Here is a 13,904-nt window from a genome sequence, read left to right as displayed (position 1 = left end):
CCATGTCGCTTCTGCTCATTGCGCTGGCATCGTTTACATACATCGGCATTCTGTTCGCCATCGCCTACTATGGCGACCAACAAGCCGAGCGTGAGCGCAGCCTGGTCAACAATCCCTACATCTACGCCCTCTCGCTCGCGGTCTACTGCACCGCGTGGACGTTCTACGGAAGCGTCGGGCGTGCCGCCACCAGCGGCGTGGACTTTCTGCCCACCTATCTGGGTCCCACGCTCATGGCGGCGCTCTGGTGGTTCGTTCTGCGCAAAATCATCCGCATCAGCAAAACCCAGCGCATCACTTCCATCGCCGACTTTATCGCCTCGCGCTACGGCAAAAGCACCTTGCTCGGCGGCATCGTCACCCTGATTGCCGTGCTCGGCATTACCCCCTATATCGCCTTGCAACTCAAAGCCGTCTCCGTCAGTTTCACGCTGTTATGGCACTACCCATCGCTCACCCTGCCCGACCTGGAAACCATCCCCTTCTTGCGCGACACGGGATTTTATGTCGCGTTGATGATGAGCCTCTTCGCCATTCTGTTCGGCACACGCCATCTTGACGTCACGGAGCATCACGAAGGGCTTGTGCTCGCCATCGCTTTTGAGTCGGTTGTCAAACTGGTCGCGTTTTTGTCCGTTGGCGTTTTCGTCACCTTCGGGCTGTTTGGCGGTCTGGGCAATCTGTTTCAGGCGGCGGCGGAACATGCTGAATTGCGGGCGCTCTTCACCTTCCCCGACACACCGCATGTGTACGAAAACTGGTTCTGGCTGACCACGCTCGCCATGCTCGCCATCATTCTCTTGCCGCGCCAGTTCCAAATGGCGGTTGTTGAAAACGTGGACGAGCGGCACGTGCGCACCGCCATCTGGCTCTTTCCACTCTACCTCTTCCTCATCAACATCTTCGTCTTGCCGATTGCCCTCGCGGGGCGGCTCACCTTTGCAGGCGACGCACCGCCCGACATGTACGTCCTGCTTCTGCCGCTTGTGCAAGGGCACAACTGGCTGGCGTTTCTGGCGTTTTTGGGCGGGCTGTCCGCCGCCACCGGCATGATCATCGTCGAAACCGTCGCACTCAGCACCATGCTCTCGAACGACCTCATCTTTCCGTTGCTGTTGCGTTCGGGCATCTTGCGCGAGGAGCACAACCTGCCCGCCATTCTCCTGCGCCTGCGCCGCGGCGCGATTGTCATGCTCGTCTTCCTGGGCTATCTCTACTTCCGCCTGACGGGCGACACCATCTCACTGGTCTCTATCGGGCTGATTTCGTTCGCCGCGGTTGCGCAATTTGCGCCCGCCTTGCTCGGCGGCATCTACTGGAAAGGCGGCACGCGCCTGGGCGCTTTCCTGGGGCTGGCGGGCGGTTTCCTCATCTGGTTCTACACCCTGCCACTCCCCACCTTCATCCAAACCACCGGCTGGCTCTCGCCCGCCCTGCTCGACCGGGGACCCTGGGGGCTGGCATGGCTGCGCCCCTACGCGCTGTTTGGGCTGGAAGGGTACGACCCCATCGTCCACGCACTCTTTTGGAGCCTCACCGCCAACAGTCTGCTCTACATCCTCGGTTCGTTGTGGAGCCGCCAAAGCGTGCTCGAACACCGCCAGGCGGCGCTCTTTGTGGACGTGTTCCGCCATATTGACACGTCGCAACTCCACCTCTGGCGCGGCACCGCCTCGCCGCTCGACCTGCAAACATTGTTGGAACGCTTCCTGGGGCGGGCGCGCGCCCACGAGGTGATGAGTGAATTTGCCGCCCGCAAAGGCGTCAACGATTGGCACGACCTGGAACCGGACGCTGAAATGGTGGAATACGTTGAGCGGCTGCTCGCCGGTTCCATCGGGGCGGCATCTGCACGGGTGGCGATTGCCAGCATCGTCACCGAAGAACCGCTGGACATCGCCGAAGTCATCCACATGCTCGATGAAACATCACAGGTGGTGGCGTACAGCCGCCGCCTGGAACAAAAATCGCGCGAACTGGAAGCCGCCACCGCCGAACTGCGCGAAGCCAACCGCCGCTTGAAAGAACTCGACCGCCTGAAAGATGAATTCATCTCCACCGTGACGCATGAACTCCGCACGCCGCTCACATCCATCCGCGCCCTGACCGAGATTTTGCGCGATAACCCCGACCTGCCGCCCGAACAACGCCAGGAATTTCTCGCTATCATCACCAAGGAAAGCGAACGCCTTTCACGCCTCATCAACCAGGTGCTCGACTTCGCCAAACTCGAATCGGGGACGTTCAAATGGGAAATGGGCGCGGTCAACCTGGCGAACGTCGTGCGCAACGCCATTCACGCCACCCAACAACTCTTCGACGAACGGGGGATTACCCTCGAAGCCACCATCCCCGACGACGTGCCTACCATCATCGCCGACGAAGACCGCCTCATGCAGGTCATGCTCAATCTGCTTTCCAACGCCGCCAAATTCGCCCGCTCGCACGTCCAGGTGCGCCTGCGCGTCGAAAACGCCTATCTTCGCGTGGACGTGCAAGACGACGGTCCAGGTGTCGCCCCCGAATACCGTGAAGCCATCTTCGACAAGTTCAGCCAGGTGCCGCTCCCCGACGGCAGACGCCCCCACGGCACCGGCTTGGGGTTGCCCATCAGCCGCGCTATTATCACCCAACTTGGTGGGCACATCTGGGTCGAAAGCGAAGTCGGAAAAGGCGCAACATTTGCGTTCATCTTGCCCATCGTTTCATCGGAAGAACAAGCCAGGGAGTTGTCGCATGTCGCACCATGAAACCAACTCATCCCGCCCGCGCGTGCTCATCGTGGACGATGAGCCGAACATCGTGATTTCCATCGAGTTTCTCATGCGCCAGGCAGGCTACGACGTGCAGGTCGCCCACAGTGGGGAAGACGCCATGGCGCTCATCAGCACAAACCCGCCAGACCTCGTCATTCTTGACATCATGCTGCCGGGGATTGACGGCTTCGAGGTGTGCCAGTGGATTCGCGAACACCAAGAGTGGGACGACGTGAAAATCGTCATGCTCACCGCCAAAGGGCGCGACGTGGAAATCTCCAAAGGGTTCGCCCTGGGGGCAAATGCCTACATCACCAAGCCCTTCTCCACACGTCATTTGGTCGAAGAAGTCCAGCGCGTGTTGCGTGAACGGCGCAACGTCAAGGAGTCATGAACCGCCGTGTGGAACCCTGGGCGGCGCTGGCGCTGGGCGGCTTTGCGCTGGGCGTCGGGCTTGGCGTGGCGCTCGCCACGCGCTTCACCCCCACTCAACGGCTGGCGCTCATCCTGGGGGTGGGGCTGGTTTTGCTGGTGGTGGTGGGGGCTGTCTGGCGTCGCCTGCGCGAAACAAGCCGGCTGGCGCGCCGCCTCGCTTCGGACGTGCAGACGATTACCACCGTCAACACCGCCCATCGCCTGAAAACCGAGCCTCTCCCCGACGGGTTCGACGCGCTTGCCCACGCCGTCAACGCCCTGGCGAACCGGTATGACCGCCTGCTTTCCACCCAACACCTGGCGATTGAACATGCCCGCCGACAATTTGCGGACGAGCACGCCCGCCTGGTGGCGCTGCTCCACAATCTTGCCGAAGGGGTTCTCATCTGCACACCCGACGGGCGCATTGCACTCTACAACCAGCACGCCGAAACCCTGCTTGGGCAGCGCATTGCCCTGGGGCGCTCCCTCTTCGACAGCCTCGACCGGTCTACGCTGGCGCCCATTCTGGAAGCCATGCGCAACGCTCCCGCATCGCACGCCCGCACGCTGGTTGTGCGCACACATGCGGGGCGGTTCGTTCGCGTGCGCATCGCCCCCGCTCTCGACGCCGACGAGCATGTGCGCGGCTTTGTACTCGCGCTGGAAGACATTACCCACCAGGTGGAAGCCAGCAGCCGCCGCGACCAACTGGTGCAAACGCTGAGTGAAGCCGTGCGCCGGCGCATCGCCGCCATTCGCGCCGCCATCGAAACGTTGCGCGAATTTCCCGCGGTGGACGCCTCACTGCGCGAGGAACTGGAAGCCGTCATCGCCGAAGAAGCCACCCGCCTGAGTGCCGAACTGGATGAGACGCTCCGCGAGTACGCCGATGTGCTGCGCGCCCGCTGGCGGCTGGATGACATTCCTCTGAGCGACTTTTTGAATGTGCTGGCGCAACGCTTGAACGCCCCCCTCGACGAGACGCCGCCCCCCGCCGTCTGGGTACGCACCGAAACGCACGCGCTGGTGCAGGCGCTGGCGGCTTTGCAAGCCCATCTTGGGCGTCCTCGCCATCTCGCCGCAACCAGCGACGGCGATTTTGTGCGCCTGGTCATTCACTTCCCGACGACGCCGCCCGAAACCGGCAGACTGCGCCGCATCTTCCAGACGAGCAGCCCCACAACGCCCGCCCTCGCCGACGTTATCGCCTACCACGGCGGCGAAATCTGGGCACAGCGCACCACGGACGGGCTGGATGTGGTGGTTTTGCTCCCACGCGCCACGCTCCCCACGCCAACGCCCACAGAAGCGCGTGTCGCACCGCGCCCCGAATACTACGACTTCGATGTCCTGTTCCGCACGGCAACACCACCCCCGGACGTGAACGCCGCCCCGTTGCGCACACTGGCGTACACCGTCTTCGACACCGAAACGACCGGGTTGGACCCGCTGGGCGATGAAATCGTTGCGATCGGCGCGGTTCGCATCGTCAACATGCACCTGCTCGAAAACGAAACGTTTGACGAACTGGTGCGCCCACGCCGCCCGATTCCCCCAAGCGCCACACGTGTGCATGGCATTCGCCCCGAAGATGTCGCGGACGCGCCCCCCGTGGAAGCGGTTGTGCGCCGCTTTCATGCGTTCGTCGGCGATGATGTGCTTGTCGCGCACAACGCCGCGTTTGATATGCGCTTCTTGCGCACCGCTGAACAAGCCGCCGATGTGCGCTTCAATCACCCGGTGCTCGACACCCTGCTACTCTCGGCGCTCGTCCACCCCGAACATGACGACCACAGCCTGGAAGCCATCGCCGCCCGCCTGGGCGTGCCCGTAGTGCGTCGGCACACGGCGCTGGGCGACGCCCTTACCACCGCCCACATTTTCCTGAAACTCATCCCCTTGCTGGAAGCACAAGGCTTGCGCACGCTCGGCGAGGTACGCGCCGCGGCAGAACAAACCTACCTGGCGCGTATTCGGTATTGATAGGCGTTTTGCAGGAGTCTTTCTCAAATCAAATAATCTTTTTGTTGTAATATACATCGTAATATATTTCTATTATACTTCAATGCACTTTTTTTAACTTAATTAAACATACAAGGAGCAGAGCATGCGTTCACGCCGTGCCGTCTTTGTTTTTTTCCTGCTGGTAGGTGTCCTATGGACATTTGTTCATATGACACCACTTCACTCTGCCGGAACTCTCTCTGTGGAAATCATTGCCGCCCCCAACCTCGTTGTTGACTCAAATGTACTCACACCTGCCACCTATGCCCCTAAAGTAGCGACCGTCATTGGGAAATTTTGTAATACGGGCACTACCCCCATCACCAGCGCCACCGCTTACATTGGTGATTACACTGGAAGCGGTTCTCTACTCGGCACCCCCGGAGTATATCCCAGCAAAACAAACCCCACAGTCGGTGGGTTGACGTATAGTGGCACATACGTATTCATCCATCTCGGGGGCAGTGCCGATGCAGCCCGCTCACTCGGCACGCTGAACCCCGGCCAGTGCAAATACCAGTACTGGTCTTTTGAGTATCCACACCTCGCGGTAAACGATGCCGACGGCAGCACCATTCCAACGTGGGGCACATCCGTCAAGCCGGATGACGACCTGTCGCTCGACTTCGACATGTGGGCCATCGGGTCAGACGGGGTCTCGACACTTTCGGCCAATGCCACGCACACGGCTACCATGCGCAATGAAATCAGCGCCATGGCTAACAAGATCAAACCCAATGGCAATCCACCAGGCAAATGGTTCAACACCGATACAAGCACGGTGTACCCCGGGCAAATCATCACAACCAACGGCGTTCTCTATCGCTTGGGGAATGTCAATCAAGGGTTTGATAACAATAATGACGGCGTTCCAGATTACAATGCCTGGCTTCAACCCTTTGGCGATCCCTCCTACGACCCATCCTGTTTCCGCTTGATTGGGGCCAGAGGGGTTTTGACCGTAACCCGCAGTGGCGGCAATCCAGACCTCATTATTCCCTTTGAACATACACTCTACTTCACCGATTTACCCTCTGACAACACAGACGTGCGCGGCGAAGTTTATTACACTTTCCAGGCATTGCGCGGCCCATGCGTTGTACCCATCTCACCGTATCAAGAAGTGGCGTCAGGGTCGGACAACGAGAAATTCAACGGTGACTATGGGACTGGTGTCCCCTTCCCCATGAGCTATGCGCCCACCGTTACACTCTCCAAGTCCGCACCGGGGACGCAGGCCGAAAACACCACCTTCACCTATAGCATCCCCTTTGAAAACACCTCCAGCACCACGCAGGCTGGATTGGTCCTGAGCTCAGGTGAGTATACTGGCACGTTGATGATCAGCGACACTGTTCCTATCGGCCTCACGTATGTTGGCGGTAGCGCTGCAGCCAACAACACCATCCCAGCCGGCAACAGCGTCACCATCCGCTACTCGACCGACGGCGGACAGACCTGGAGCAACACTGATCCCGGCAACGCCACAAGCACCAGCACGAACCCGGTCGTCATCCAATGGTGGCTGGATGCCCCACTTGACGTGCAGGGCAGTGGGAAGAACAGTGGTACGGTCACCTTCCAGGCGACCATTCCATCAGGGTATATTGCTGGTGGCGGAGATCCCTTCGTCGAAAACTGCACGACAGGCCACTTTGGGGATGCCCCTTCCTTTGCCCAAGCATGCGCCACAACATTGGTCGAAGGTACGAACAGCATTGGCGACTTCGTCTGGCAGGATGATGATGGCGATGGCATCCAGGACACAGGCGAAAGCGGCATCAGTGGTGTGCAAGTCTCCCTCTACTGGGATCGTAACGGCGATGGCACGCTAGACAGCAACGACGTACTCATCTCAACGCAAGACACAGATGCCAATGGGAATTACGACTTTGCCAACTTGCCCGACGGCAATTACCTTGTGCAGGTAAACACCACAGACGCGGATCTCCCCACAGGATATGGTCCGACCACAACAACCACATGGCCAGTCAGCGTCAGCGGCAGCCAGGACTACAACGACGCCGATTTCGGTTTTGGCCCTATCTTGCAGATCGCCAAGACGCTGAATACCTTTGACCCAGCCTACAACGGAGAATTGATTACCTTCACCATCAGCCTCAACAACCTGCTGCCTGGAGATGGCACATCCAATGGCGCCTGCCAGTACCCCGTCTGGGCCACTATCGCCATTCCGGACAGCAGCGGCACGCCACCAGGTGGCAACTCGGCCAACGCGCAGTGGATCAATCCCAACAACGCGCTGACCCCACCGGATGGCGAGTATGCGAGTACGAATTTGAGCGACAACGCCGACTTACTTGGGTTGAGTGGCTTTAACACCGCCGGAAAACTGGGGAATATCACCAGCGTCAAGGTGATGGCGTATGTCAAGGAATTGAAGGATCTGCAAAGTGGTGACACATTCGAGATCCGCGTGTATCGCAACGATAGCACTTACGAGACCTTTACTTTTGATGGCACCACCGACTTCACCGGCCCAGCTGGTACAATCTACACATTTGAAAGCACAGTAACCCCGCCCGCTGGGGGTTGGACATGGGCCGATTTCCAGAATAACGTGACTGAAGCCCAACTCTACGCTAACAAAGGCACCGGCAACGTCAACGGTGACATCGGAGTAGATGCAATCGCATTTGTGATCACCACTGACCAGACCTGCGGCGGCGCAGACAGCACTATCGTCACTCTGCCGCTGACTGATACCTACGACGCAGATATTCTCGAATTTGTGCGCGCCAATCCCGCTCCCGCAAGCGCTACCACCAGTGGCACGCCGCCAAATAGCGTGGGCACACTCACCTGGGAGAATCTGGGACCGCTCTATGCTGGCGGGCGGCGCAATGTGCAGGTAGTTTTCCGTGCCCTGGACACTGCCTCGCCGACGCCCACAACCAATACGGCTACGGTGACCAATGCATATTTGGCTAATGGTAAACGCGCCAACGATGACTCGGATACCGCCACTGTCGAAATCAAGACGTCCGGCTCTATCGCCGGCACCATCTGGGCTGATACGAACGGTACCACCGGTTGGGCAGGTACCACAGGCTATGACGGCAGTGATACCTTCATCCCCGAGGCAACAGTCCAACTCTACGCCTGTACATTGCCCAACGGGCTGCTGTTACACCCCGCGGATGCGTCAACGAACAAGGACTGCGGACAAAACGGCGGCACCTGGAAACTGGTTGCCACCACCACAACCGATAGCAGCGGCAACTACACGTTCTCTGGCCTGCGTGATGGCTTCTACAACGTGAAAGTGGATACGACCACGCTACCGGCGGGCTTCACGGTCACCAGCGCCGAGGCCGACCCGGCCGGAAACGGCGCCGGCTCGACCTGCAGCACGTGCGACAACCAGTGGAACAGCGATTCGGCGAACCTCGGGACCTTTAACTCGGTGGACAACTCCGGCGGTTCGGACAACATTACCAACGTCAGTTTTGGCTACCGTAACGCAAGCAACAATGGGGCCGTCACCGGTTACGTGTGGAATGATCGCGACGGCCAGGGCGACTGGAATGCCGGCGAAGAGCCCATTGCTGGGGTAACTGTTTCCCTTTGCAGCGACAGTTCCTGCAACACCGTTACAGCTACGACGAATACCGATGCCAACGGCTTCTACTCCTTCGGCAACGTCACGCCGGGCACCTATTACGTTCGGGTGGATACGACTGATTTACCCGGCATGAGCCAATCCGGCGACCCGGATGAGACCGGTGCTTGCACCACGTGTGATAGTACGACCACCAGCGGCTTCACCGTGAGCGCCAACGAAGTCGAGGGCACCTACAACTTCGGCTACACTGGCGGCCTGAGCATCGGTGATACAGTGTATGCCGACTGGGACGGCGACGGCACGCAGGAGAGCGGCGAAGAGGGCATCAGCGGCATCACCGTCTACCTCTACCGCGACTGGGACGGCGACGGCGTGATTGACAGCAACGACACGCTGCTCGCCACCGATACGACCGACGCCAGCGGTGTATACGGCTTCAGCAACCTGCCCGGCAACGGGGCGAAATACATCGTCAAGGTGGCCGATGGCGACATCCCCAGCGGCTATAGCCAGACCGGCGATCCGGATGAGGCGGGCACCTGCAGCACCTGCGATAGCCAGGCATCCGTCACGCTGAACACGACCAACGTGGACACCGCCGACTTCGGCTATCAACCTCAGGGTTTCGGTAGCATCGGCGACACCATTTGGAACGATGCTGACGCCGACGGCACGCAGGACAACGACGAGAGCGGCATCCAGAACGTGGTCGTCAACCTCTACCAAGACCAAGACGGTGACGGCGTCATTGACCCTGAGGATGCCCTGGTGGATACCCAGACCACCGATGCCAGTGGCAACTACGCCTTTTCCAACCTGCCCGCCGGAGACTTCATTGTGCAGGTTGGCAGCAGCAACTTCAACGTGGGCCAACCTCTGGCTAATCTGACCATCAGCGGCGACCCGGACAGCACAAAGGACAGCCAGCACGCTGTGACGCTCACGGCTGCCCAGTCTTACCTGGACGCCGATTTCGGCTACACCTCCAGCTCCATCGGAGACTTCATCTGGGCCGACTACGACGGCGACGGCAACCCCGACCCCGGCGAACCGGGCATCAACGGCGTGGTGGTCGAACTCTACGCTGACACCGACAATGACGGAAATCCCGACGGCGCCGCCATCGCCACCACGACCACGGCGAACAACAGCAGTGGTGCCCCTGGCTACTACCTGTTCGGCGGCTTGGGCGAGGGCAACTACATAGTCAAGGTGGCCTCCAGCAACTTCAACGCCGGCGGCACGCTGTACGGTTACACCCAAACCGGTGACCCCGACGCGCCCAGCCAGCCCTGCTCCGGTGGCGACTGTGACAACACTAGCCTCCTGGAAGGCTACACCGCGCCGGATAGCACGTTCTTCTACGGCCTGCAACTTGGCCAGAACGACCTGAGCCACGACTTCGGCTATAAGCCGTCGGGAGCCTCCATCGGCGATACGCTCTGGATTGACACCGACGGAGACAACGTGCGCGACGCCGGCGAGCCGGGTATTGCCGACATCACTATCAAGCTGTGCAGCGATGCGAGTTGCACGTCGGTGGTCGCAACTACCAGCACGGATGCCAACGGTGAGTACGCCTTCGGCGGTGTAGCGGACGGCACCTATTACGTCCAGGTGGACACCAGCGATCCCGATTGGCCGGGTAGCCTGACGCAAACCTACATGCCAGACGGCGGCAACGCTGACAATCAGGCTGACAATGTGGTCGTCAGTGGCGGTAACGTGACGCAAATTGGCACGAATTCCTGCAGCAATTGCGATCTGGACGTGGACTTCGGCTATCGCTTCGACGGCACGAACAGCCTCAGCGGTACGGTCTGGCACGACACGGATAGCGGCGGGCAGACGAGCGGCATCGGCGACATTGACGCCGACGAGACCGTCCGCTACAACGGCGTGCCAGTCTACCTCTGGTACTGCGGCGCCGACAACACCTGCGGCAATAGTGATGACATTCTGGTCGGCTCGACCACCACGGCCAGCGACGGGACATACGCATTCCCCAACCTTGCTGATGGCACCTACCGCGTGGTGGCGAACGCCAACGCCTACAGCCTGCGTGGTACAAGCCCCACAACCACCACGGACTACGACGGCAACCCAGCCACTGACCCAGCGGTTACCTTCTCCGGCGGCGGGAATTCGGCCACCCGCGACTTCGGCTTTATCTCCACTGTGGACTTGGGCGACCTGCCTTCGTCCTACAACTTGACCAAACTGGCGGTGGACGGCGCCCGCCACACTGTGGGCACGTTAAAACTGGGTTCGGTCGCAGACACTGACCCGGACGGACAGGAAAGCCCTGACGCAACAGGCGACGACAACGATGGTAGCAACGATGATGATGGCGTGACACGCACAGCCGGGGTCAAATGGAGCGCAGGCAACAATGGCGGAAGCGTGGACATCACCGTGAGCGGCTGTTCCGGCACCTGCTACGTGAGCGCCTGGATTGACTGGAACCACGATGGCGATTTCTACGACAGCGGAGAACAAATCCTGACCGACCAGTCCGTGGTCAACGGAACGCAAACCATCACCTTCGACATCCCGTCCGGTACGAACATTGGGGCTACTTTCAATGCTCGCTTCCGTCTGTACGAGCGGAGCACAAACGGGCTGGCACGTCCCACAGGGCTAGTAACAAATGGTGAAGTAGAAGACTACCAATGGCAGTTTGCACCAACAGCCATTACGCTGACAGCCTTTGACGGGGCTGTTGCCCATCAACGGCTCACGGCATTGGTGGCTAGCGCATTACTGACTCTGATGGGTATGTTCGTGCTGTGGCGCCGACGCCACTAACGCTTGACGACATGCACACACAAAAAACGGGGCACACCATGTGCCCCGTTTTGCATCTCACAAGAAGCCGCTTTATTCCGCTTCCCCGTGTCGCTGATCCCACAAAAACGGCAACAAGAACCCCGCTAACCCACTCGACGCCAGCGCGTCCGGCCGTTTCAACCATGCCTGCAAGAGCGCCATCAGCGCCTCGCGCTGCTCATCCGGGGGGCGTGCGTCGGGTGGTTCACGCAACAACGCCGCCAGATGATGCCAGGGTTCGGCATAGACGTGGTTGAGTGCATCGTTGAGAAGCATCCAGCCCAGCAAACTGGTGCGCTCTGCGGCACCGGCAATCATGCGCTTCAACACCGGTTCCACGCGCAAGCCGCTCGCTTCAATCACCGCAGGCCACAAGCGCAAACCGGCAATCAGCCCCATCAAAAAATGGTCGCCCGCCGGTGGGGAGCCCGGTCCCAAGCCGGCGGCGCGGTTCGTCAGCGTTTCCACCGTGCGCATGTCGCCATTTTGCAACGCCGGCATCAGCCCGCGGAGCACACGCGCCGCCCGCCAGCGGAAAAGCCGCACATCGCGGGGAAGGTCGGCGCGGTCGGGCATGGGTTGCTCGGCAAGGAGTTCGGGCAACAAGCCGGCGAAAGAGCCTTCGGGCGCCCGTGCCAGCAACGCATCACCCAGCCAGGCCAGGCGACGCGCCAGCACGTCGGGCGGGGTGTCGAACGCCCGCCAATCCAACGCCCCCGACCACGGGGGGCTTTCGGGCAGGCGCACAGTGAGGCTATCGCCAATCCACAACTCGTTTCCAACGCGCCAGGCGTATGTGCCGCGCGGAATCAGCCGTTGCAAGGGGGGCGCGTCGGCGTCCAGCACCAGGTAAAAATCACCGTCGCCAATGGTATGCGGCACAATGCGCACCATCTCACCATCATCGGTGAGCAGCAACGCCCCCTCGGCTTCCGACGTCCAGACACGAGCCAGCCAATCATGATGCAACTGCGCCGCGGCGCGTTCACCCCATGAAATGGCGTTTGCCCGTGCAATAATGCGTGTCCGACTCACACAATCACCCCTTCTCTCCGCAGTGTTTCAATCGCTTCTTGATTATAGCCAAGTTCGCGCAAAATCTCTTCCGTATGTTCACCCAACAACGGCGACGCCCGATGCACGCTCGGCGGTGTACGCTGTAAATGCACAGGGTTGCCCAAGGTGCGCACACGCCCCGCCGCCACGTGCTCCATCTCCCACACCATGTTGCGGGCGAGCACGTGCGGGTGCGCCAGCGCCTCTTCGGGGCGCAAAATGGGCCCACACGGAACGCCCGCCGCTTCCAGCGCCTGCAACCACGCCGCCACAGGGCGTTGCTTGAAAATCGCCGCCAGCCGCGGCACTAACACATCCCGATGCCGCACGCGGTCGGCATTGGTGGCAAAACGGGGGTCCTGACGCAGGTCGTCCGGCGCTTCGATGGCGTCCAAAAAGCGTTGCCACAACCGTTCGCTCCCGACCGCCACGATAAACCAGCCGTCGGCCGCTTCAAACGGTTGATACGGCACAAGGTTGGGGTGGGCGTTGCCCAATTTGCGCGGTTGTACGCCCGCCATCAAAAAAGCAGAAGCGACATTCGCTAACCAGGTGAGTTGTGAATCCAGCAACGCCATGTCAATCACCTGCCCCCGCCCACTGCGTTCGCGTTCAAACAGCGCCGCCAAAATCCCCAGCGCCGCATACACCCCGGTGGTGATATCCGCCATGGGCGTCGGGAAACGTACCGGTCCCTGGTCGGGTTCGCCAGTGAGCGCCATTGTGCCGCTCATCGCCTGCGCCAGCACATCATAGCCCGGCTTCTCGGCTTCGGGACCCGTCAAGCCAAAACCGGTGATACTCACCCAAATGAGGCGTGGATTGCGCGCCATGAGCGTTTCCGCATCAATCCCCAACGCGCGCCGACTGGACGCCCGCGGCACATTGTGAATGAGCACATCCGCCGCATCAACCAGACGCCACAGAATCTCACGCCCCGCCGGCTGCTTCAAGTCCAGCGTCAGGCTGCGCTTGTTGCGATTGGTGCCCATGAAGTACGCACTCTCCCCGGCGAGGAAGGGCGGTCCCCACCCACGCGCCTGGTCGCCGCCGCGCGGATGCTCAATCTTGATGACGTCAGCGCCGAGGTCGCCCAGCAGTTGCGCACAGTAGGGTCCCGCCAGGGCTTGCGTCAAATCGAGCACGCGAATGGAATGCAACGCCGTTGTTGCCATACAAAAACCCCTTTCGTGTTGTCATGGTGGTTGGTGTGAGAAATAGGCTCTTGGTCCGAATATGATAGCACAAAACGCAAC

6 protein-coding genes are annotated in these 13,904 nt (G+C 60.4%); 4 read left to right on the top strand and 2 right to left on the bottom strand.

Annotation, left to right across the window (positions count from 1 at the left end; translation table 11 throughout):
• Window positions 1-2: 2 nt before the first annotated feature.
• From SE16_RS01365 to SE16_RS01350, 4 genes are all read left to right on the top strand, one after another.
• Window positions 3-2,750, top strand: a complete 2,748-nt coding sequence (locus SE16_RS01365; protein WP_054492754.1) for a sensor histidine kinase — start codon at window positions 3-5, stop codon at window positions 2,748-2,750.
• Entirely contained in the window at window positions 2,737-3,150 is a 414-nt protein-coding gene (locus tag SE16_RS01360) for a response regulator transcription factor (RefSeq protein WP_054492753.1), read from the top strand. The genes SE16_RS01365 and SE16_RS01360 overlap by 14 nt, the downstream gene beginning before the upstream one ends.
• Window positions 3,147-5,156, top strand: coding sequence for a 3'-5' exonuclease (locus tag SE16_RS01355; protein WP_060687108.1), 2,010 nt, complete (start codon window positions 3,147-3,149; stop codon window positions 5,154-5,156). The genes SE16_RS01360 and SE16_RS01355 overlap by 4 nt, the downstream gene beginning before the upstream one ends.
• 124 nt (window positions 5,157-5,280) lie before the next feature.
• Window positions 5,281-11,571, top strand: coding sequence for an SdrD B-like domain-containing protein (locus SE16_RS01350; RefSeq protein WP_054493867.1), 6,291 nt, complete (start codon window positions 5,281-5,283; stop codon window positions 11,569-11,571).
• 72 nt (window positions 11,572-11,643) lie between these two features.
• Here the strand turns inward: SE16_RS01350 and SE16_RS01345 are convergent, their stop codons facing one another.
• Together SE16_RS01345 and SE16_RS01340 are read right to left on the bottom strand one after the other, a co-directional pair.
• Complete coding sequence (locus SE16_RS01345; protein WP_054493868.1) at window positions 11,644-12,627, bottom strand: oxamate carbamoyltransferase subunit AllH family protein; 984 nt, start codon at window positions 12,625-12,627, stop codon at window positions 11,644-11,646.
• The gene (locus SE16_RS01340; RefSeq protein WP_054493869.1) at window positions 12,624-13,823 is read right to left on the bottom strand and encodes a CaiB/BaiF CoA transferase family protein; all 1,200 of its coding nucleotides are present in this window, start codon (window positions 13,821-13,823) and stop codon (window positions 12,624-12,626) included. Before SE16_RS01340 ends, SE16_RS01345 begins: the two co-directional genes overlap by 4 nt.
• Window positions 13,824-13,904: the final 81 nt, after the last annotated feature.

The organism is Ardenticatena maritima (assembly GCF_001306175.1).
GTDB lineage: Bacteria > Chloroflexota > Anaerolineae > Ardenticatenales > Ardenticatenaceae > Ardenticatena > Ardenticatena maritima.
This window is presented reverse-complemented; position numbering and strand designations above follow the sequence as displayed.